This is a genomic window from Nonomuraea sediminis, assembly GCF_018531495.1.
Taxonomy (GTDB): domain Bacteria; phylum Actinomycetota; class Actinomycetes; order Streptosporangiales; family Streptosporangiaceae; genus Nonomuraea; species Nonomuraea sediminis.
On sequence record NZ_JAHDTI010000005.1, the window covers coordinates 1 to 20,747 of the forward strand.

Sequence of the window (20,747 nt, forward strand, 5' to 3'; positions counted from 1 at the left end):
CCGGGGGCCGTATCGTCACCGCGCCCACCAACGGCGCCGCGGGCATCATCCCGGCCGTGCTGACCTACTACAACCGGTTCGTGCCGGGCGCCGATGACGACGGTGTGGTGCGGTTCCTGTTGACGGCGGCGGCGATCGGGGTGCTGTTCAAGGAGAACGCCTCGATCTCCGGTGCCGAGGTCGGCTGTCAGGGTGAGGTGGGTTCGGCCTGCTCGATGGCCTCGGCCGGGCTGACGGAGGTGCTGGGTGGCACGCCGGAGCAGGTGGAGAACGCCGCCGAGATCGGTATCGAGCACAATCTGGGGCTGACCTGCGACCCGATCGGTGGTCTGGTGCAGATCCCGTGTATCGAGCGCAACGCGGTGGCCTCGATCAAGGCGATCACCGCCGCCCGTATCGCGTTGCGCGGTGACGGCCGGCACTTCGTCTCGCTGGACAAGGCGATCAAGACGATGCGGGACACCGGGCGGGACATGCTCGACAAGTACAAGGAGACCTCGCGCGGCGGCCTGGCCGTCAACGTCATCGAGTGCTAAACCGTTTGCTCCCTGTCTCCCCTGGTCAGCACACTCATGGTCATGCGCATCGAGTCGTTCCCCGAGTCGGCCACCCCTGCGGAGCTGCTGGTGCAGGTCCGTGAGCTCCAGCAGGAGGCCTGGCCGGGCTTCACGTTCCCGACGCCGAACCACGATCCCGCGCTGCGGCCGTTGTCGATGGTGCTGGTGGACGACGACGCGGTGGTGGCCGCCCTGGACATCCTGTCCAAGGAGATCACGCACGCCGGTCAGCGCTACCGGGCCGCGGGGCTGAGCACCGTGGTGACCAGGAAGGCGGCCCGCGGCCGGGGCTACGGCCGCCACCTGGTGGCCGCCGCCCGCACCGCGATGGCCGACGCCGGTTTCGACGTCGGCCTGTTCACCTGCGACCGGCCCCTCCAGGCGTTCTACGAGAGCGCGGGCTGGCAGTTGCTCCCCGGCACCGTCCTGATCGGCGGAACCCCCGAGGACCCCTTCCCCAGCGACCGCCCCGGCTTCGACAAGGTCACCATGGCGGCCTTCTTCACGCCCGCGGCCGAGCGGCACCGGCCGTCGTTCCACCATGCCCGCATAGAGCTCTACCCAGGTCAGATCGACAAGCTGTGGTGACGAGGTTTGAGCGAGAATGACCCCTAGTCGTGATCGATTTTGAGCGCTAGTGTCCACGTCATGCCCCAGGAGTCGGCTCTGCCCCCATCCGTGCACGAAGCGCTCGCCAAGCCGATGCCGGAAGGCGGGCTGGCAGCGATCAAGCACGTGGTCTTCCTCATGCAGGAGAACCGCTCCTTCGACCACTACTTCGGCACGCTGCGCGGCGTGCGCGGCTTCGCCGACCGCAACGCGATCACGCTGCGCCACGGCGGGTCGGTCTTCGAGCAGCCCTCGGGCGGCGGCCCTGTGCGGCCCTTCCCGCTGCGGGAGGCGGCCAGGCTGGCCGGGCGGGATCCGCAGTGGCTCGACTCCCTGCCGCACAGCTGGACGGACGGCCAGGTGGCGGTCGCGGGCGGCTGGCACGACGGCTGGATCACGGCCAAGGGCCCCGCCACGATGACGTATCTGGACCGCAGGGACGTGCCGCTGCAGTACGAGCTCGCCGACACCTTCACCATCTGCGACCAGTACTTCTGCTCCGTGATCGGCTCCACCAGCCCGAACCGCAACTACCACTTCAGCGGCCACTCCGGCTTCGAGCCCGGCAGCGACAGGCGGGCCGTGGACAACGACGCCTACGAGGCCGACCACCCAGGCTACACCTGGTCCAACGCCGGCGAGATCCTCCAGGCGGCCGGCCACTCCTGGCGCGTCTACCAGGAGCGGGACAATTTCACCGACAACAACCTGGAGTACTTCGCCCGCTTCCGCGACCTGGCCATGAAGGTGCTGCCCGGCGGGTTCACGAGCATGGAGTCCTTCTACGCGGCGGCAGACCCCGACCTGCTGTCCCAGCTGGCCGAGAACGTGGCCGCGCTGCCGCCCGAGGACCGGCAGCTCTACGACCGGGCACTGCACCGCGTGCCCGCGGGCACCCTGGCCGCCGCCTTCCGCGCCGACGTCGAGGCCGGGACCCTGCCGCAGGTGAGCTACGTCGTCGCCGCCGCGGCCGACTGCGACCACCCGAACGAGTCCTCCCCCGTCCAGAGCGCGCGCCTCGTCCACGACATCCTCGACGCCCTCGCGAGCACCCCCGAGGTGTGGAACTCGACCGTGCTGTTCCTCACCTACGACGAGAACGACGGCCAGTTCGACCACGTGCCTCCACCCCTGCCGCCGGACGACAGGACCGAGGAGTTCTACGACGGGCACCCGATCGGCCTGGGCATGCGGGTCCCGATGATCGTGGTCTCGCCGTGGAGCGCCGGCGGGTACGTCTGCTCGCAGACCTTCGACCACACCTCCACCGCCCGCTTCCTGGAGACCTGGCTGGGCGTCCGCTTCCCCGACATCAGCCCCTGGCGGCGGCAGATCTCCGGCGACCTGACCGGCGCCTTCGACTTCTCCACCGCCGCCGCCCCGCAGCGGCTGACCCCGCCGGGGCCCGTTCCGCCCTTCACCGGCCGCTGGCTCCCCGCCGCCCTCACCTCACCCGGCCTGCCCCTGGTCGAGGAGGGTGTACGGCCGGCCAGGGCGCTGCCGTACCAGCTGGACGGGTGGGCAGTGGCGCGGGACGGGACGCTGAGCGTGACCGCGGTCAACAGCGGCACCGAGAGCGCCCACCTGGCCCTGTACCCCTACGCGGGCGAGTTCGCCCGGCCCTGGCACGCCGACGTGCTGGGCACCACCAGCCGGGACATCGCGATCCGCGGCCGCTACGACCTCGTGCTCACCGGCCCCAACGGCTTCCGCCGCGAGTTCGCCGGATCCGCCTCGGGGCCTTCCGTCGAGATCACGCACCGCGTCGAGACCGAACCCCGGCGGATCGTGGTCCGCCTGGCCAATCCCGGTGCCTCGGCGGTCACGCTCCAGGTGGGCGGCCTCACCGTCCGGCTCGAACCCGGCGCCTCGCGGGAGGTCCCGGTGTCGTGCGAGAACACCCACGGCTGGTACGAGCTCCGCATCACCAGCCCGGCCGACAAGGCCTTCCGTCGCGTGCTGGCCGGCCACATCGAGAACGGCCTGCCCAGCGTCTCGGGCTGATCACCGCTTGAGTCCCACCGCGCAGAGGTGGTAGTCGCCGCTGACCCGGGAGGAGTCGGTGGTCGGGTCCGGACGCCACTCGCGGGTGTTGACGATGCCGGGTTCCAGGATCTCGAAACCCTCGAGGAACGTCTCGAACACCGCCCGCTTGCGCGGCGTGAAGGGCGAGGTGGCGTTGCGGTAGACGGCGCTGACGCCGTCGGCCTTGGCCGGCATGGTGTCCGGGGCGACGTGCGTCAGCACGAGGTGGCTGCCCGCGGGCAGCAGGTCCCGGTAGCGGTGGACGATCCCGGCCGGGTCCTCCGTGTCGGCGACGAAGTGCAGCAGCGAGACCACGAGCAGCGCGATCGGCCGGGAGAGGTCGAGCACCTCCGCCGCCTGCTCCATGAGCTCGTCCGGCCGGCGCAGGTCGCCCTCCTGGACGGTGACGCCGGGCGAGCTTCCGAGCAGCGCCCGCGAGTGGGTCAGCACGACCGGGTCGTTGTCCACGTAGACGACCTTCGCGCCGTCGATCACCTCGTGCACGTGGCCGGAGGTCGGCAGCCCCGAGCCGATGTCGAGGAACTGGTCCACCCCCACCTGCCTGAGGTGGCGCACCGCGCGCTGCAGGAAGGCCCGGCTGTTGCGGGCGTCGCCCCTGACTTCGGGGATGAGCGCCAGCACCTTCTCGGCGGCCTCCCTGTCGGCCGCGAAGTTGTCCTTCCCACCGAGGTAGTAGTCGTACATCCGCGCCACGTTGGGCACGGAAGCGCTGATGCCCGGAGGGACTCGGTCACTCGTCATGGGGCAAACCTAGACGATCTAGGGCGAAAGTTGCGATGATCGCTGCCATGTTAGGTCTCGACGCCTCTTCAGGCATCAGCAAGACCAACCTCTGGGCGTGCATGGGGCTCGGGCTCCTGGGCACCGCCATCATCACCTTCCTGCCGGCAGGCCAGCCGTACGTGCTGAGCGAGGTGCTGGGGCTGTCGGGCGACGAGCTGGGCCGCGCGACCGGATACCTGCAGGTCGCGGCCGAGGTCGGGCTCATACTGAGCCTGGCCTGGTACGGCGCGCTGGCCGACAGGATCGGCAGGCGCCCTGTCGCGATCGCCGGGCTGCTGCTGTGCGCGCTGGGCGCGGCCCTGTACCCGTTCGCGGGCAACGTGGTCGTCCTGGTCGCGCTGCGGATCGTCTTCGCGCTCGGGATCGCCGCGCTGAACGTCACCATGTCCGCGATCACCGCCGACTACGTCCTCGATCGGGCGCGCGGCAAGGCCTACGGCTGGCTCGGCCTGTTCAGCGGCATCGGCGCGGTGGTCGCGGTGCTGGTGCTGGTGCGGCTGCCGAACATGCTGGAGAAGGGCGGCATGGACACGGCGACGGCCGCCAGGGTGGGTTTCCTGATCGTCGCCGCGCTGGTGGTGCTCGGCGCGCTGGCGCTGCGCGCCACGCTCGCACCGGGTCTCGCGGTGCCCCCGGCCGTCCGGGGGCCGGGGCTGATGCGCCTGATCGGTGAGGGCGTACGGCTGGCTCGCGACCCCGGCGTGGCGCTGTCGTACGCGGCATCCTTCGTGGCCAGGGCAGACCTCGCCCTCGTGGCCAGTTTCCTGTCGCTGTGGATCGTGGACTACGCCAGGGCCGTGCGGGGCATGTCCGCCACCGAGGCGCTGGCCAAGAGCGGCGCGATCGTCGGCATCGCCTACCTGGTGATCGTGGTGGGCGCGCCGCTGTTCGGCTGGCTCGGCGACCGGATGCGGCGGCAGGACGTGGTGATCCTGGCCCAGGCGCTGGCCGCTGTGGCGTACCTGTCGAGCCTGCTGGTCAGCGACCCCCTCGGGCCGGGGATGATGCTGGTGGCGGCCCTCATCGGGCTGGGCGAGATCGGCGTCATCACCACGGCGGGCCCGCTGCTGGCCCAGCAGGTGCCTGCCCGCCTGCGTGGCTCCAGCTTCGGCGTGCAGACGCTGTGCGGCGCGGTCGGGATCTTCGTCATCTCCGGGATCGGCGGGTGGCTCTACGACCTGTGGCGGCCCGCCGCCCCCTTCGCGCTGTCCGGCGTGTGCGGACTGCTCGTCGTGCTGCTGGGGCTGGCCGTACGGCGGCGCGTCACGCCACACCCGGAGGCCGCCGAGACCGTGGCGCCGCCGATCCCCCTCAGGAGACCGGCGGCGCCCGAGGCCTAGAAGACCTCGATCTCCGCGAACTGCAGCAGGTAGCTGGGATCGAGCTGCGTCCCCGTCGTCCGCACGTAGCGGGCGGTCACCGGGGAGAAGCCGAACTCCTGCCCGGTCGCGCCCGGCTTCTGGTACCCGGTGCGGGAGGCTACCGTCGTCCAGTTGGTCCCGTCAGGCGACACCTGGACGGTGAAGTCGACGGGGAAGCCGTTCCCGGTGTTCGCGCCGTCGCTGCGCGGCCACAGCACGACCTTGCTCACCCGTGAGGGTCCGCCCAGGTCCACCTGGACCCACTCGGTGTGCTGCGAGGAGGCCAGCGCGCTGCTGAAGCCCATCGAGTACCACAGCTGCGACAGCCGTACCCCGTCCGTGGCGTCGTACCGCAGCCAGCTCTCGGCGGGGTACTCGACCGAGCTGGACGAGGTGACGGTGCGGCCGAGGGCCAGGTCGCCGCCCGCGGTCTCGATCTCGGCGAACTGCATGTGGTAGTGCCCGAGGTTGTCGGTCCGCAGGTTGGTGCCGGTGACCTTCACGTAGCGGGCGTTGACCGGCGCGAACGGGAAGGTCTGCGGATCGGCGGACGGCCTGGCGTACCCGGTGGGCGAGGCGACCGTGGTCCAGCTGGTCCCGTTCGCCGACACCTGGACGGTGAAGTCGACCGGGAAGCCGAGGCCGGTGCTGGCGCCGTCGTTGCGCGGGTAGAGATCGACCCGGCTGATGGACCGGGTGCTGCCGAGGTCGACCTTCACCCACTCGGTGTGGTTGGTGGTCATGTTGTCGACGCTGCTCCACCCCATCGCGTTGCTCCACGAGGTCCGCAGCCCGTCGTTGGCGGCGGCCAGGCTCCAGCCGTCGCCCTGGTAGCTGCTCGACGCGGTCACCGTCCCGAACTCGGCCGCGTTGACCAGCGGGTTGAGGTGGACGTTGTCGAAGCGGGCGCTCGCGCCGCCGGTGACCACCGCGACGCTGCCGAGGGGGAAGGCGTTGTCGGTGACCGACAGGACCTGGTCGCCGCCCGAGAAGACCTTGATCGCGCCCTGCTGGTAGATCACCCGCAGGTGGTTCCACGCGCCGGGGACGTAGCCGGGCGCGGTGGCCTGCGCCAGGGTGGTGCCGTTGCGGTAGAGGAAGACCCGGCCGTCGTTGCGCTGGGCGACCAGGTAGCCGCTGTCCATGTCGGTCGGGTTCAGGCTGTGGATCATCAGCCCGGCCCAGTTGGAGTTGCCGCCGCCGGCCAGCACGCCGGTGATCTTCAGGTCGACGCTCGCGGCGACGTCGCCGTAGGTGCGGCCCTCGACGGCCGAGGCGAAGCCCCAGTCGCTGGTGTCCGACTGGACGTACTCGCCGGCGTTGACCGACCACGTGCCCTTGGTGTGCCGCCACGCGTTCTCGGTGCCGTCGAAGCTGTCCACGAACGGGAAGGACATGTCGGGCGTCGTCGAGACCAGCTCGTCCAGGATCTGCTTGTGCCGTTCCACCACGTCCGCACCGGAGTGGTCGTAGGAGGTCCCGTTGGTGATCAGGCTTTCCGTGATCTGCCGCGCGGTGATCGGCTTGGCCGCCTTGAGCAGGTTGAGCAGCTCGAAGTCCTGCTGGCCGTCGAGCTGGGCCTCGCTGCGCAGGCTGTCGTACACGTCGTAGGCCGGTTTGTTGGGCCTGACCAGCCAGTTGTCGCCGGTCTGCCAGTCGTCGAAGGTGTTGACGTTGCCGAAGTTGGAGCCGTCGCCGAGGTTGCCCCAGTAGTTCCAGCCCCAGTGCAGGTAGCCGTCTCCGCCGACCTTCCAGACCAGCCACGGGAGCAGCCGCGTGCCGTCCAGGGCGTAGGAGACGAACCGGTTCATGTGCCCGTCCTGCGGCACGATGCAGGTGTAGAGCCACAGGTCTTTACCGGCCAGCCGCTGGCTCTGGTAGTGCGCGATGTTCGCGTCGTAGGTGCCGGTGTACGGCGTGAGCGTCGTCAGGTTGGCCTCGTTGCCGGGGAAGAGCGAGGCGTGCGCCTCGTTGGTGCGCGCGTTCGGGAAGTAGGCCTTGTACTTGGTGTAGAGCCAGTTCGCGGCGTTCACCTGGGCGGTCGTCGACGGCTCGTCGAGCGCGCTCATGTAGAACTTGTCCGTCCACCCCTTGGCGTCCAGGTGCGCCTTGAGCGCGGGGAAGACCTTGTCCAGATAGCCGTTGGTCGTCGTGGTGTTGGGCGCGGCGAGAACCCGCTTGACCGGGCCGCTCACCCCGTTGGACGCGACGAGCATCTCCAGGCCAGGGGTGTTGCCGTCCGGGTTCCCCTCGATCAGGGTGGGCGTGTAGATGTACTGCATCGCTCCGGCGTCCACGAACAGCTGGACGAAGCGATCGAAGTTGGACCAGTCCCAGGTGTAGGTGCCCGACGAGTCCACCGTGGTCCCCGGGATCAGGAGGGCCTGGAAGTCCGCGTAGATCACGTTGTTGCGGTGCTTGGCCTGGTTGACGGCGAAGTTGCCGATGACCTTCCACCAGTTCGCGTCGTACATGCTGACGCCGTACTGGACCGGGATCGACATCTGCGTGCCGGAGTAGTCCCAACCGGCCGAGGTGAACCAGTTGTTCATCTTGAACGAGGACTGGTTGGCCGGCGGAATCGTCACGTTGTACACCGCCACCGAGACCGGCACGCTCACGTTGCCCGAGTCGCTGTGCACCACCGCGCTGCCGGTGTAGACGCCGGGCGTCTGCCCTGCGGGCACGTGGACCTGGTAGAAGTACGCCAGCGTGGTGTTGGCCGCCAGGCTCTGCGGTGTGTTGTCGACCAGGGCGTCGAAGTAGGCGCTGCCGCCGTCGGGCGGATTCTGGTAGTCCGAGCCCACCTTGGCGATGTTGGGGTGGTTGTACTCCTTGCGGGCGGTGATGTCGGTGATCGGCGTTCCCGGACCGGACAGCGCCCCGAAGCTGACCGAGACGCCGGTCTGCGCGCTGGCGGATCGGACCAGGATCTGCGCGGCCTGGTACTCGTTGCGCGCGGCGTAGAGCGCGACCGAGCTCGGCGCGCCTGACGGCGGGGCGGAGGAGGAGAAGGCGCGGTCGGATTCGTTCTGCACCCAGACCGACAGCGCGGCTGCCTGGGCGGGCTCGGAGAGCAGTAAGGGGAAGAGTAAGGCGGCTAACGCGAGCATGGTACGGAGCACTGAGATCTCCTGGGGGGTGTCAGCTCATGCGGAAGTCGTAGCGGGCGGGGAGTTCGGCGTCGTCGCCGTGCAGGGCGAACCAGAGCGCGTCGAGGGAGTCCTCACCCTCGCGCAGGTCGGGAACGACCAGGTCGCCGTCGAGGACGCGGGCGGCGCGCTCCAGGTCACCGGCCTTGACGGCCGCCTGGGCCTCCAGGAGCCTGATCCGGCCGTGACGGCGGTCCTCCAGGTTGTCGATCACCTCCAGTGCGTCGCCGGCCCGATCGGCGTCGATCAGGGCGCGGAGCGTTTCGACCGTCAGCGGGTGCAGGTCCGGCGCGAGCGCGTGCGCCTCGAGGAGCAGTACGGCTTTCGCCGTGTCGTCCCCTGTCTGCGCCAGCGCCCGCAGGACCAGCGGAGACCTCTTGAGGCTCAGCGACTCCTCCCAGGCGGACCTGGCGCCGCGGTGGTCTCCGGCCGCGAGGAGGTTGAGCCCGAAATGGTAGAGCCCGTGCCAGTCGGTGGCGCTCTCGAGCAGGCTCAGCCATTCCGGGCCGACCACGCAGGCGGCGGGTTCCGGCAGCACCCCGGTTTCGCACAACGTCAGCCAGGGCTGCTGCTCGGGTCCCAGGCTCTCCGGAGGGAAGCCGGGCAGCGCCTCGAGGGCGCCCCAGCCGGATCCCAGGTGCAGGATCTCGCCGGCGGGCTGGTCCCACCACTGCTCGGCGGCGTTCTCCAGGCCTGCCGTACGGGCGGGGTCGTAGGGGCCGTAGCTCTCCGTCCAGGTCCAGCGCTCCCCCGGCCCGATCGGGACGTGCTCGAGCTGGGTGCGGCACAGCCCGCCCTGGATCTCCAGGTAGCGCAGGCCGGGCTCGGACAGCCACTCCTGCCAGCGCGAGCCGCCCGGCCCGGTCCCCCAGCCGAACAGCTTCCTGCCGGACAGCCGCTCGGTGGACTGGTGCAGCAGCCCGTGGCCGGAGGCGTCCACCGCCGCGATCCACGGCGGGCCCTCGACGTGGAAGAAGTAGTCGGCCGCCCGCCGCCAGGTCGAGGGGCGCAGCACCTCGGGCGTGACGGGGACCGTGGTCAGCTCCTGCTCGTAGCCGTAATAGTCGGCCTTGTCCGCCGGGACCAGGACCCGGGTGTCCGGCGTCTCGGGGACCGCGATGTTCGACCACCAGTAGGCCTGGACGGTGTGCGGGCGCGGGTTGCGCAGCGTCACGCCGACCAGGAGCCTGTCGCCGTCGAGCCGCGCGTCGAGCTGCATGACCAGCCCGAACGCCCGCTCGTACTCGAACATCCTGATCCCGTCGCCGACCCGGACCGCGTGCAGCGGCTCGCAGGTCAGCGGCCAGTGCCCGGTCGTGCCGAGGTTCCACTCGACCCCGCCGGCGAACCAGGCGTCGCGCAGCGCCAGGTTGGCCGGTTGGATGACCGGGTTCTTGAACAGCAGCTCCCTTCCGGTGGATCTGTCCACGAGCGACCAGAGCCGCCCGCCGAGCGACGGCAGGAACTCGGCGCGCAGGTGGTCGTTCTCCAGCACCAGCACCGGGACGTCCCGCTCGCGCGAGTCTCGGGCGTACTCGCTGCGCATGCCGTACGGCAGCAGCCCGAGGATCGGCAGCGGGCTGACCGGCCCGAGGTCCGACATCCACGTCACTTGCCCGCTCCCAGGGTGAGGCCGGAGATGATCCTCCTGGCCAGGACGATGTACAGGACGAGCATCGGGATCACCACGATGGCCACGCCGGCGATCAGCCCGCCGTACTCCGACTGGTAGGTGGCGGCGCCGTACAGCGTGAACAGCGCGCGGGCCAGTGTGAAGCCCGAGGTGTCCTGGATGAACACGATCGCCAGCAGGGCCTCGTTCCACAGCCCGATCGCGTTGAGTATCAGCGCGGTGATCATCCCGCCTCTGGCGAGCGGGAGCGTGATCCGCACGAACGTCCGCAGCGGCGAGGCGCCGTCCAGCGCGGCCGCCTCCTCCAGCTCCTCCGGCAGGGTGCGGAAGAACCCGGTCAGCAGGAAGATCGTGAAGGGCAGCGACAGCGCGACGTACAGCAGGAACAGCCCGACCAGGCTGTTGGTCAGCTTGAGGTGCGCCATCCCGACGAACAGCGGGATGATCACCGTCTGGATCGGCACCCCCATCCCGATCGCGATGAAGCTGGTCAGCGGCCCCGATCCGCGGACGCCGAGCCGGCTCAGCGCGTACGCCGCGGGGGCCGAGACCAGCACGATCGCGAACGACGCCACGGCCGTCAGCACGACCGTGATCAGGAAGGCGTGCCCGAACTCCGCCTGGTTCCAGGCGTAGAGGAAGTTGCGGAACGGCTGGCCGCGCTGGATCCACGTGTGCGGCAGCCCGAACGGGTCGCGGAAGATCTCCAGCGGCGTCTTGAACGACGCCGCGATCAGCCAGTAGAGCAGCAGGACGTTGACCGCGGTGAACAGCCAGATGATCGTCCTGCCGGCCAGGCGCAGCATCAGTACTCCAGCCTCTCCCTGCGCATCACCCAGCGCAGCGTCAGCACCAGGACGGTCACCAGCACGATCATCACGACGGCCGTGGCGCAGGCGACCCCGTACTCCGGCGTGCCCTGGGTGCCGAACGACCGGTCGTAGACGTAGATCGCCAGCGTCCAGGTCTTGTTGGGCGGCAGGTAGGTGCCGGGACCCGCCAGGACGAAGACCATCTCGAAGATCTTGACGGCGCCGATCGTCCACAGCACCCCGGCGATCCCGACCACGTCCCAGATCATGGGCAGCGTGATGTGCCGGAACTTCTGCCAGGGCGTCGCCCCGCACAGGTCCGCGTCCTCGTAGAGGTAGGGCGGGATGCGGTCGATCGCGGCCATCAGGATGGTGATGTAGAACCCGGCGCTCGCCCAGATCAGCGCGCCGATCACCACCCAGACGACGCTCTCCGGCTGCAGGAACTTGGCCGCGGGCGCCCCGACCAGGTTGAGCAGGAAGTTGGCCAGGCCCTGCTTGGAGGGGTTGTAGCGGAAGACGAAGCCGAAGAACATCCCGATGGCCACCGGCGCGACGATGTTCGGGAAGAACAGGATCGCCCGGATCAGCTTGCTCGCCTTCATGTCCCGCAGCACCATCGCGAACAGGAAGGCGAACAGGAACGTCCCGACCCCGCCGACCGCGACGTACATCAGCGTGTTGCCGAAGGCGTACCCGAACGACTCGCTGCCCAGCATCTGCGCGTACTCGTCGAGGCCGGCGAACCTCGGCGTCCCCGCGCCCGACCAGCGGGTGAAGCTGAGCGCCACGGTGACGATCGCCGGGCCGACCAGGAACAGCACGTAGAGCACGATCGCCGGGAGCACGAAGGGCCAGAACAGCCGCTGCTTGCGGGCCAGGTGCGGCGTGCCGGTGACGGGCAGGTCACGCCCGCGCGCCACCGCACGCTCCTGTACGGCCTGCGCCATCAGTGCTGGGTCTTCCAGAACTCGGCGGTCTTGGCGGCGAGCCTGTCCACGAACTGCTGCGCGGTGATCTTGCCCTTGAGCAGGTCGTTGTCGGCGGGGAAGAAGACCTGCTCGGCATACTTGCCGCCGGCGATGCCGTCCAGCCCGTCCATGAACAGCATGTGCGTCTTGGCCGGGTCGTCCAGCGCGGCCTTCAGGTCGGCGATGTCGCTGGGCACGGGCAGGTCCTTGCGCGGGGTCAGGCTGTCGGCGACCGCGGGGACGCCGGCCAGCATCGCCTTGTTCAGGAAGTAGGCCATGAAGGCCTTGGCGGCCTCGGGGTGCTTGGCCTTCTTGGTGACGCTGAAGCCGATCTCCTGGACCTCGATGACGTCGTGCGTCGCGCCCTCGGGCATCGGGTACTGGAACGAGCCGTAGTCGATGGCCTCGCCGCCGCCCTGCTTGTTGAGGTACTCGCGGGTCTCGGTCGGACCCCAGCTGCCCATGAACAGGAAGTCGGCGTCGCCGTCCGCCCAGCGCTGCTGGATCTGCGGGAACTTGGCCGCGTCCCAGCCGTCGATCAGGTAGGTGCCGATCTTGGAGGTGTACTCGGCCGCCTTCTGGAAGCCCGGGTCGGCCTTCCAGGCCTGGCCGGTCGTGTCCTGCGCGGCCTTGGCCAGCCCGCCGGCACCGGCGTACCGCGCGGCGGCCTGCTCGAAGAACCAGGCGGCGTAGTAGCTGATGTCGCCGTCGAGCGCGACCGCCGAGCGGCCCGCCTTCTTGGCGGAGTCGAACCGGGTGAACAGCTCGTTCATGGTCTTGGGCGGCTGCAGGCCTGTGACCTGCTTCTTGTTGTACCACCAGGCGTCGCCCAGGACGATGTACGGGACCGAGAACAGCTTGCCCGCCTCGTCCTTGGCGGCCGGGGTGTCCCAGTACGGCGCGGGCAGAACCTCGCGGACCGTGCCGTCGCCGGTCTTCATGTCCAGGACGTCGTCCACGGGCTGGGTGCCGCCCGCCTGGACGATGGCGGCCTTCACGCTGGTGAAGTCCTGGTCGAACAGGTCGGGCACGGTGTCGGTGTTCAGCGCGGGGACCAGGTTCTGGCGTAAGTAGGCGCGGCCGAGCCACTGGATGTTCATCTTGACGCCGGTCTGCTTGGTGAAGCAGTCGGCGACGTACTGGACGACCTTGCCCTGCGGCTCGTCCTTGGTCCACATCGACCAGTAGGTGAGCTCCTTGTCGGTCGTGGGCTTGACCGCGGCCGACGGGCACGAGGTCTTGAAGTAGGCGGCAGCGGTCGGGAGCGTGAACTCGCCGCCGCTCTGGGCGGAGCTCGCGTCCGAGGACTCGCTCGCGGGGGTGTTGCTGGAACCACAGGCGGTCAGGACGAGGCTGGTCGCCATGCCGAGTGCCGCCAGGATACGGGTGTTGGACATGTGCTTCTCCTGCTGGGGGGCTACGCCAGAGAAACGTTTTAAAGGAATTGGGGTGGACGGTAGGCGTGGCGCTGAGGCGTGTCAAGAGATTGCACTCGTCACAGAGATCGGATGTTACATCGCCGCACGTCACAGAGTTGACGGCTCATTTGGGTTGTCCGTAAATGACTTAAAAACGTTCGTATCGAACAGCTCTTGTCAGCGACGGCGACTCAGCGGGGAGGACTCCCGGGCGACGAGCTCGGGCTGGAACATGATCTGCTGGTGGGCGTGCCCGCCGGGGTTGTCGCACTCGTCCAACAGCAGCTCGGTGGCGATCCGGCCGAGCTGGTACGTCGGCTGCCTGATCGAGGACAGCGTCACGGCGGAGGCCGCGGCGAACTCGATGTCGTCGTAGCCGATCAGCGCCACGTCGTCGGGGACACGCACGCCCGCCTGCAGCAGGCCGCGCAGCGCGCCCAGGGCGAGCAGGTCGTTGGCGCAGAAGACCGCGTCGGGAAGCGAGCCGGAGACCAGTTTCTCCGCCGCGCGCTGCCCGTTGCGCGCGTTCATCTCCGGCATCACGATCTCGGTGACCTTGCCACGGACGCCGCGCTCGCGCAGCGCCCGACGCATGCCTTCCTGCCGCTCGCGGCACTGCCGGATCCCGAGCGGCCCGGTCACGAAGGCGATCCTCTCCGCCCCGGAGTCCAGCAGGTGCGCCGTGGCCAGCATCCCGCCGGCGATGTCGTCGACCGCTACCGAGCACTGGTCGGGGCGGTGGGCGGCGTGGTCGAGCAGCACGACGTGGATGCCGCGCTCACGCAGGGCCTCGAGCGGGGCGGGATCCTCCCCCGCCGGGGTGATCAGCACGCCCCTGACCCGCTGCTCGGCCAGCACCAGCAGGTTGCGGTCCTCGCGCGAGCGCGAGCCGGCCGAGTTCCCCAGGATCACCGCGTACCCGCGGTCGCTCGCCACGTCCTCGACCCCGGCCGCGACGTCGGTGAAGAACGGGTTGGCGATGTCGAGCACGGACAGCCCGATCGACCGGCTCCGCCCGGCCCGCAGGGTGGACGCCGACCCGTGCCGGACGAAGCCGAGCTCGCGGATGGCCCGCAGCACTCGCTCACGGGTCTCGGGGGCGACGCGCTCGGGCCGGTTCAGGGTGTTGGACACGGTGCCGGGGGACACTCCCGCGCGTTCCGCGACGTCCTTGATGCTGGCGGTGTGCATAGTGAGCCCATTAAAACGTGCAAAGCACGCATCCAGCCACTGCCCTTGACCCGAGCACGGCATGCACTTATGTTGCTCACAGTTGCTCGTTAAAACGTTCGTTCGCGCCAGACCATCCGATGACAGCCAGAGGATGCCGACCTTCGCAGCCGGCCCCTCCAGTCCGGCTGCGAAGGAGGTCCAATTTTTCATCACATGCCGAGGAACGCAATCACATTCCGTAGTTGACTGATAACTGTCGCCAACAGTTAGGGCCAGGTCACTCAGGGACCACGGCCACCGGGCAGGCGGCGCGATGCAGGGTGTGCCGGGCGTGCTTGCGGCCGACGACGAGCAGGCTGGGGCCGGCTTCCTGCTCCTCGACGAGCTCGACGCCGGGGTAGCGCTCGGCCCAGAGGGCGGGCGGTGCTCCGGTCACCGGCAGCCCGCGCAGCTCGGCCTCGTGGAAGGCGAACTCGAGCACGGCGCCGCCGTCGTCCTCGACCTTGACCGGCCCCGGCCGGGTGCTCGCGGGAAGGGGACCGGGTCCGCGTACGACGATGACCGGGCAGGCGGCATGGGCGGCCACGTGCTCGGCGACCGAGCCGAGCACCCGGGTGGGCAGCCTGCCGAGGCCGCGCGAGCCGACCACGATCATGGCGGCGTCCGCGGACAGGTCGATGAGGTGCTGCGCGGGATGTCCCTCGAACAGGTCGGTGTCGACGTCGGTGATCGCGCTGGTGTTGCGGGCGCATTCGGCGCCGTGCCACAGGACGTGTTCGGCCGCCTTGCGCAGGTGGGACTTGGCCTCGTCGTCGGCCTCGCCGTACGGCCATTGCCAGGTGTGGGTGAGCAGCAGCGGTGTCTTGCGCAGCTCGGCCTCGTCCATGGCCCAGTCGAGGGCCTGCATGGCGAAGTCGGAGCCGTCGTAGCCGGCCACGATCGGTTTCATGTCAGGTTGCTCCTGTCAGGCGGCGGCGGAAGACCCAGTAGGTCCAGGCCTGGTAGGCCAGCACCACCGGGGTGAAGATCGCCGCCACCCAGGTCATCACCGTCAAGGTGTAGGGCGAGGAGGCGGCGTTGGTCACGGTGAGGCTGTTGGCCGGCTCCACAGCGGGCAGCACGTTGGGCCACAGCAGGAGGAACAGCGAGGCGACGCCGGCGACGATCGCCACGGCGCTGGCGGTGAACGCCCAGCCGTCGCGGCCGCGCAGCGTGGCGACCAGTGCTCCGGCGATACCGGCAGCGGCCAGCGCGGCGGCGGTCCACGAGGCGGGCTTGCCGTCGCCGAGCTGGGCGACCACCAGGAATGCGGCGGCCACGAGCGCCGTCACAGGTCCCAGCAGGCGGGCCGTCCGCTGAGCGCGCTCGCGCAGGTCGCCGGTGGTGCGCAGGGTCAGGAAGATCGCGCCGTGCAGGGTGAACAGCAGCAGCGTGGCCGCCCCGCCGAGCAGGGCGAAGGGGTTGAGCAGGGTGAGCAGGCCGCCGGTGTACTCGTGGGCGGCGTTCAGCGGGACGCCGCGGACGATGTTGGCGAACGCCACGCCCCACAGGAAGGCAGGGCCGAGCGACCCCCAGAAGAAGGCCCGGTCCCATCCCCTGGTCGACGTGCTCTTGCCGCGGTACTCCAGGGCCACGCCACGCAGGATCAGGGCCAGCAGGATGAGGAAGAGCGGCAGGTAGAAGCCGCTGAACAGGGTGGCGTACCACTCGGGGAAGGCGGCGAAGGTGGCCCCGCCGGCCACCAGCAGCCACACCTCGTTACCGTCCCAGACCGGGCCGATGGTGCGCGCCACGGTGGTGCGCTCCTCTGGCGTACGGCCGAGGAAGGGCAGCAGGATGCCCACGCCGAAGTCGAAGCCCTCCAGGACGAAGTAGCCGATCCACAGGACGGCGATCAGGACGAACCAGACGGTGGTCATGGCGGCCTCCTTCAGTAGGACAGGGCAGGCAGGGCGGACTCGGCTTCGGCTTCCTCGTGCGGCCCGAGCCGCACGTACTTGAGCAGGAGCCGGATCTCGATCACGGCGAGCACGGCGTAGACCACGGTGAAGCCGGTCAGGCTGATGGCCACCTCGGCGACGCTCGAGCCGGGCGAGACCGCCGCCGGGGTTCGCATGAGACCGAAGACCGTCCAGGGCTGGCGGCCCATCTCGGTGAAGATCCAGCCGAGTGTGTTGGCCAGGAACGGCAGGCCGATCCCGATCATGGCGAACCTGTAGAACCAGCGGCCGGCGGGCAACCGTCCGCGCCTGGTCAGCCAGAGCCCGGCCAGGGCCAGCAGGGCGGCGAGAGCGCCGAAGCCGATCATCAGGCGGAAGCTCCAGTAGGCCAGGCCGACGTTGGGCCGATAGTCGCCGGGGCCGTAAAGCCGCTGGTAGCGGTCCTGGATGTCGTTGATGCCCTCGACCTTGCCGTCGAGGGTGTTGGTGGCCAGCAGGCTCAGCCCGTTGGGGATCTGCAGGTTGACGCGGTTGCGCCCGTGCTCGACGTCACCGACGGCGAACAGCGAGAACCCGGCCGAGCTCTCGTCTTCCCAGAGCGCTTCGGCGGCGGCCATCTTCATCGGCTGCTGCTCGGTCATGATCTGCGCCTGCCAGTGGCCTGACAGGGAGACACCCACCGCGGCCACCGCCGTGACGATCAGCGCCAGCCGAGTGGACGTCCTATAGAGGGATATTTCCCGCTTTCGTGCCAGGAACCATGCGCTGATGCCGAGCACGAACGCGCCGGCGGTCAGGAACGCGCCGAAGATCACGTGCGGGAAGGTGACCAGTGTGGTCGGGTTGGTGAGCACCGCCCAGATGTCGGTCAGCTCCGCCCGGCCGTTGTTCAGGCGGTAGCCGACCGGGTGCTGCATCCACGAGTTCGCCGCGAGAATGAAGTAGGCCGAGACATTGGTCCCGATGGCCGCCGCCCAGATCGTCGCCAGGTGCACCCGTGGCGGGAGCCTGTCCCAGCCGAAGATCCACAGCCCGAGGAACGTCGACTCCAGGAAGAAGGCGATCAGCCCCTCCATGGCCAGCGGCGCCCCGAACACGTCCCCGACGAAGCGGGAGTAGTCACTCCAGTTCATCCCGAACTGGAACTCCTGCACGATCCCGGTCACCACTCCCATCGTGAAGTTGATCAGGAACAGCCGCCCCCAGAACCGGGTCAGGCGCAGGTACTCAGCCTTCCCCGTGCGATGCCAGGCGGTCTGTAATCCGGCGACGATGATCGACAGCCCGATCGTGAGCGGCACGAACAGGAAGTGGTAGACGGTGGTGATGCCGAACTGCCACCGCGAGAGATCAAGGACATCCATGCCCGCCACCTTCGACCCGCCGGCCCGGCGTTCGTAGGGCCGCACGGCCCACCCCATGGGGGACCTAAGTCCTTTTGGGACTTTTGTCCCTACCGAGTGGATCAGGAGGGAGCTACCGTCGAACCATGATTAGGGTGTTTCTCGTCGATGATCACGAGGTGGTACGGCGGGGCGTCGCGGCGCTGCTCGAGGCCGAGGACGACATCGAGGTGATCGGCGAGGCCGGCACCGCGGAGTCGGCGATCGCCCGCATTCCGGCGCTCAAGCCGGACGTGGCGGTGCTGGACGTGCGGCTGCCGGACGGCAGCGGCGTGGAGGTGTGTCGCGAAGTGCGCTCCCGGATGCCGGGGCTGGCGTGCTTGATGCTGACGTCGTTCGCCGACGACGACGCCCTCTTCGAGGCTGTCATGGCAGGGGCCGCGGGCTACGTGCTCAAGCAGATCCACGGCTCCGACCTGGTCGGTGCCGTCCGGACGGTGGCCTCCGGCCAGTCGCTGCTCGACCCGCAGACCACCGCCGCGATGCTGTCCCGGCTGCGCGAGCAGGCCGCCAGGAAGGATCCCCTCGCGGACCTGTCCGAGCAGGAGAAGAAGATCCTGGAGCTGATCGGCGAAGGGCTGACCAACCGCCAGATCGGCGAGAAGCTGTTCCTGGCCGAGAAGACGGTCAAGAACTACGTGTCCAACCTGCTGGCCAAGCTGAACATGCAGCGCCGCACACAGGCCGCCGCCCTGGCCGCAAGGCTGCGAAACAAGGACTAAAGCCTCTAACTTCGCATGACCGTCCTCATGATGCTGGACGTTATGCAACTGGACGCATCAGGCCTGCAGGTACTCTCCCGCCAGGAGTGCCTGGATCTCCTCTGCACGGCTTTGATCGGCCGGATCGTCTTCACCGACCGCGCTCTCCCCGCGGTCCAGCCGGTCAACTTCCACCTGTACGGCGAGCAGATCGTGATCCGCACCTCCGTCGGCTCCAAGCTGGCCGCGGCCACCCAGCGGACCGTGGTCGCCTTCGAGGCCGACGAGTTCGATCCCGGCATGCGCACCGGCTGGTCGGTGACCGCGGTCGGGCACGCCCGCGCCGTGGACGACCCCGAGGAGATGGCTCGCCTGGCCCGGCTCCCCCTGTTGCCGTGGGCGCCGGGCAGCCGCGACCACTACATCGTGGTGGACGCCGAACAGGTGTCGGGGCGCCGGATCACAGCGGAACCGACCAACTGAGCCGGGTCCCGCCCCCTTCGGGCGACTCGACCGTGAACGTGCCGCCGAGCCGTTTCGCCCGTTCGTCCAGGTTGGCCAGCCCGCTGCGCCGCCCGTCAGGCTTGATCCCGACACCGTTGTCGCTCACGACCAGGACCAACCGGCCGTCGGCCGCCTCGACCAGGATGTCGGCCGAGCTCGCCTTGGCATGCCGTACCAGATTGGACAGGGCCTCGCGCAGCACGGCCAGCAGTTGCCCGGCGACCGGGTCCGGCACGCCGCTGTCGAGGTGCCCCTCCAGCCGGAGTCCGGGGAGGAAGCCCAGATGCGCGCGGGCGCTCTCGACCAGCTCCAGGATCTGCCCGCGCAATCCGTCCTCCGAGGGTCCCTGCAGGGCGAAGATGCTGGAGCGGATCTGGCGGATCGTCTCGTCCAGTTCGTCGATCGCGTGCTGGACGCGGCTGCTCGCCTCGGGCCGCTCCACGAGCCTGAGGGCGCCCATCAGCGTCATGGCCACCGCGAACAGGCGCTGGATGACCACGTCGTGCAGGTCCTTGGCGATCCGGTCGCGGTCTTCGAGCAGGCCCAGCCGCTCGGCGTCGCGGCGCGCCTCGGCCAGTTCCAGCGCGATCGCCGCCTGCCCCGCGAACGCCTCCACCATCCGCACGTCGGCGCTGCTGAACGGCAGGCGACCCGACCGCTTGGTCAGCACCAGGACCCCCCGCACGGGCGGCTGTGTGCCCAGCGGCACCAGCAGCCGCATGTCGCCCTCGGTCAGAGACTCGCCCCGGGTCAGCACCTCCCCCGCCGGCGTGCAGTCCACCGCGCAGGAGCTGCCGAGCGTCTTGTCCGCATGAGTTCCTTCGGCGATCTCCACCACCAGCCTGGTCCCGCCCTCGGCAGGCAGCATCAGCTCGACCAGGTCGGCGTCCGTCATCTCCTTCGCGCTCTCCGTCAGCGCGGTCAGCACGTCGTGCCGGTCGGCGCCTGACAGCAGGCTGGTGGTGATCTGCGACGAGGCCTCCAGCCACCTCTCCCGCCGCCGTGTCTGCTCATACAGCCGCGCGTTCTCCACCGCCACGCCGGCCGCGGTGGCCAGTGCGATGACGACCGCCTCGTCCTCCTCGTCGAACTCGCTCCCGCCGCGCTTCTCGGTCAGGTACAGGTTGCCAAAGACCTCGTCGCGCACCCGGACCGGAACACCCAGGAACGTTCCCATCGGCGGGTGACCTGGCGGGAAACCGTACGACTCGGGATGGTCGGAGATCCGCGCAAGCCGCAACGGCCGCGCGTCCTTGATCAGCAGTCCGAGCAGGCCGAGCCCGTGCGGCCAGTGCTCGATCTTGGCGATCTCCTCCTCGCTCAATCCCACGGGGATGAACTCGATCAGCGTGCTGCCCTGGCCGACCACCCCCATCGCGCCATAGCTGGCGTCCACCAGATTGGTGGCCGTCTCCACGATCCGCCGCAGCACTGTCTCGAGATCCAGATCGCTGCCCACCGACACCACGGCGTCCAGCAGTGCGTGCACGCGATCACGCGTCGCCAGAACCGCGTTCAGCCGAACCTGGAGCTCGGACAGCAACTCGTCCAGCCGCATGGACGGCATGACTGATCTGTCGGTCATACCCGCAGTTTCTCCCTCACGCTGCCGATTGGTAAAGCTCCGCGCCGGTGGGTTGGAGGCCGAACGTCCCTCTCGAAAGGTGACCAACGCCTCCAGACA

17 protein-coding genes are annotated in these 20,747 nt (G+C 69.3%); 6 read left to right on the forward strand and 11 right to left on the reverse strand.

The window, feature by feature from the left end; all coding sequences use genetic code 11:
* The 3 genes from KIK09_RS24515 to KIK09_RS24525 all read left to right on the forward strand — a co-directional run.
* The coding region (locus KIK09_RS24515; RefSeq protein WP_214321606.1) for an L-serine ammonia-lyase, iron-sulfur-dependent, subunit alpha at positions 1–536 on the forward strand (536 nt) is incomplete at its 5' end.
* A gap of 42 nt (positions 537–578) precedes the next feature.
* Positions 579–1,145, forward strand: coding sequence for a GNAT family N-acetyltransferase (locus tag KIK09_RS24520; protein ID WP_214321683.1), 567 nt, complete (start codon positions 579–581; stop codon positions 1,143–1,145).
* 60 nt (positions 1,146–1,205) lie between these two features.
* Positions 1,206–3,170: a phosphocholine-specific phospholipase C gene (locus KIK09_RS24525; protein WP_214321684.1), complete on the forward strand. Its 1,965-nt coding sequence runs from the start codon at positions 1,206–1,208 to the stop codon at positions 3,168–3,170.
* Here KIK09_RS24525 and KIK09_RS24530 read toward each other — a convergent pair whose 3' ends face one another.
* Entirely contained in the window at positions 3,171–3,953 is a 783-nt protein-coding gene (locus KIK09_RS24530; RefSeq protein ID WP_214321685.1) for an SAM-dependent methyltransferase, read from the reverse strand.
* Positions 3,954–4,000: 47 nt separating this feature from the next.
* Between KIK09_RS24530 and KIK09_RS24535 the strand changes: the two genes are divergently transcribed.
* Positions 4,001–5,335: an MFS transporter gene (locus KIK09_RS24535; protein WP_214321686.1), complete on the forward strand. Its 1,335-nt coding sequence runs from the start codon at positions 4,001–4,003 to the stop codon at positions 5,333–5,335.
* Here KIK09_RS24535 and KIK09_RS60120 read toward each other — a convergent pair.
* The 9 genes from KIK09_RS60120 to KIK09_RS24580 form a co-directional block, all read right to left on the reverse strand.
* On the reverse strand, positions 5,332–8,481 hold the full coding sequence (locus KIK09_RS60120) for a discoidin domain-containing protein (RefSeq protein WP_214321687.1): 3,150 nt from the start codon (positions 8,479–8,481) through the stop codon (positions 5,332–5,334). The genes KIK09_RS24535 and KIK09_RS60120 overlap by 4 nt on opposite strands.
* Positions 8,482–8,500: 19 nt before the next feature.
* Complete coding sequence (locus KIK09_RS24545; RefSeq protein ID WP_250573780.1) at positions 8,501–10,111, reverse strand: DUF5107 domain-containing protein; 1,611 nt, start codon at positions 10,109–10,111, stop codon at positions 8,501–8,503.
* A 5-nt stretch (positions 10,112–10,116) separates the two neighbouring features.
* Positions 10,117–10,947: a carbohydrate ABC transporter permease gene (locus KIK09_RS24550; RefSeq protein WP_214321689.1), complete on the reverse strand. Its 831-nt coding sequence runs from the start codon at positions 10,945–10,947 to the stop codon at positions 10,117–10,119.
* On the reverse strand, positions 10,947–11,876 hold the full coding sequence (locus KIK09_RS24555; RefSeq protein WP_214321690.1) for a carbohydrate ABC transporter permease: 930 nt from the start codon (positions 11,874–11,876) through the stop codon (positions 10,947–10,949). Before KIK09_RS24555 ends, KIK09_RS24550 begins: the two co-directional genes overlap by 1 nt.
* Positions 11,877–11,902: 26 nt before the next feature.
* Positions 11,903–13,321: an ABC transporter substrate-binding protein gene (locus KIK09_RS24560; protein WP_214321691.1), complete on the reverse strand. Its 1,419-nt coding sequence runs from the start codon at positions 13,319–13,321 to the stop codon at positions 11,903–11,905.
* 198 nt (positions 13,322–13,519) lie between these two features.
* Positions 13,520–14,533 carry a LacI family DNA-binding transcriptional regulator gene (locus tag KIK09_RS24565; protein ID WP_214321692.1) on the reverse strand — a complete coding sequence of 338 codons (1,014 nt, stop codon included), beginning with the start codon at positions 14,531–14,533 and terminating at the stop codon, positions 13,520–13,522.
* A gap of 259 nt (positions 14,534–14,792) precedes the next feature.
* Positions 14,793–15,464 (reverse strand): universal stress protein, encoded by a 672-nt coding sequence (locus tag KIK09_RS24570; protein ID WP_214321693.1) that lies wholly within the window; start codon positions 15,462–15,464, stop codon positions 14,793–14,795.
* Between the two features lies 1 nt (position 15,465).
* A complete protein-coding gene (gene cydB, locus KIK09_RS24575; protein WP_214321694.1) occupies positions 15,466–16,434 on the reverse strand; it encodes a cytochrome d ubiquinol oxidase subunit II in 969 nt (322 codons plus the stop codon).
* A gap of 11 nt (positions 16,435–16,445) precedes the next feature.
* Positions 16,446–17,819: a cytochrome ubiquinol oxidase subunit I gene (locus tag KIK09_RS24580; RefSeq protein WP_214321695.1), complete on the reverse strand. Its 1,374-nt coding sequence runs from the start codon at positions 17,817–17,819 to the stop codon at positions 16,446–16,448.
* Between the two features lie 125 nt (positions 17,820–17,944).
* Between KIK09_RS24580 and KIK09_RS24585 the strand changes: the two genes are divergently transcribed.
* Positions 17,945–18,580 (forward strand): response regulator transcription factor, encoded by a 636-nt coding sequence (locus tag KIK09_RS24585; RefSeq protein ID WP_214321696.1) that lies wholly within the window; start codon positions 17,945–17,947, stop codon positions 18,578–18,580.
* Between the two features lie 42 nt (positions 18,581–18,622).
* Positions 18,623–19,042, forward strand: coding sequence for a pyridoxamine 5'-phosphate oxidase family protein (locus KIK09_RS24590; protein ID WP_214322143.1), 420 nt, complete (start codon positions 18,623–18,625; stop codon positions 19,040–19,042).
* Here the strand turns inward: KIK09_RS24590 and KIK09_RS24595 are convergent.
* A complete protein-coding gene (locus KIK09_RS24595; RefSeq protein ID WP_214321697.1) occupies positions 19,020–20,648 on the reverse strand; it encodes a sensor histidine kinase in 1,629 nt (542 codons plus the stop codon). The genes KIK09_RS24590 and KIK09_RS24595 overlap by 23 nt on opposite strands.
* Positions 20,649–20,747: the final 99 nt, after the last annotated feature.

What these genes read in the sequence shown, in the direction of transcription:
- KIK09_RS24570 (WP_214321693.1), bottom strand. Translation starts at nt 15,464, where the DNA reads ATGAAACCGATCGTGGCCGGCTACGACGGCTCCGACTTCGCCATGCAG.
- KIK09_RS24530 (WP_214321685.1), bottom strand. Translation starts at nt 3,953, where the DNA reads ATGACGAGTGACCGAGTCCCTCCGGGCATCAGCGCTTCCGTGCCCAAC.
- cydB (WP_214321694.1), bottom strand. Translation starts at nt 16,434, where the DNA reads ATGACCACCGTCTGGTTCGTCCTGATCGCCGTCCTGTGGATCGGCTAC.
- KIK09_RS24550 (WP_214321689.1), bottom strand. Translation starts at nt 10,947, where the DNA reads ATGCTGCGCCTGGCCGGCAGGACGATCATCTGGCTGTTCACCGCGGTC.
- KIK09_RS24585 (WP_214321696.1), top strand. Translation starts at nt 17,945, where the DNA reads ATGATTAGGGTGTTTCTCGTCGATGATCACGAGGTGGTACGGCGGGGC.
- KIK09_RS24545 (WP_250573780.1), bottom strand. Translation starts at nt 10,111, where the DNA reads ATGTCGGACCTCGGGCCGGTCAGCCCGCTGCCGATCCTCGGGCTGCTG.
- KIK09_RS24565 (WP_214321692.1), bottom strand. Translation starts at nt 14,533, where the DNA reads ATGCACACCGCCAGCATCAAGGACGTCGCGGAACGCGCGGGAGTGTCC.
- KIK09_RS24560 (WP_214321691.1), bottom strand. Translation starts at nt 13,321, where the DNA reads ATGTCCAACACCCGTATCCTGGCGGCACTCGGCATGGCGACCAGCCTC.
- KIK09_RS24520 (WP_214321683.1), top strand. Translation starts at nt 579, where the DNA reads ATGCGCATCGAGTCGTTCCCCGAGTCGGCCACCCCTGCGGAGCTGCTG.
- KIK09_RS24580 (WP_214321695.1), bottom strand. Translation starts at nt 17,819, where the DNA reads ATGGATGTCCTTGATCTCTCGCGGTGGCAGTTCGGCATCACCACCGTC.
- KIK09_RS24595 (WP_214321697.1), bottom strand. Translation starts at nt 20,648, where the DNA reads ATGACCGACAGATCAGTCATGCCGTCCATGCGGCTGGACGAGTTGCTG.
- KIK09_RS24590 (WP_214322143.1), top strand. Translation starts at nt 18,623, where the DNA reads ATGCAACTGGACGCATCAGGCCTGCAGGTACTCTCCCGCCAGGAGTGC.
- KIK09_RS24525 (WP_214321684.1), top strand. Translation starts at nt 1,206, where the DNA reads ATGCCCCAGGAGTCGGCTCTGCCCCCATCCGTGCACGAAGCGCTCGCC.
- KIK09_RS24535 (WP_214321686.1), top strand. Translation starts at nt 4,001, where the DNA reads ATGTTAGGTCTCGACGCCTCTTCAGGCATCAGCAAGACCAACCTCTGG.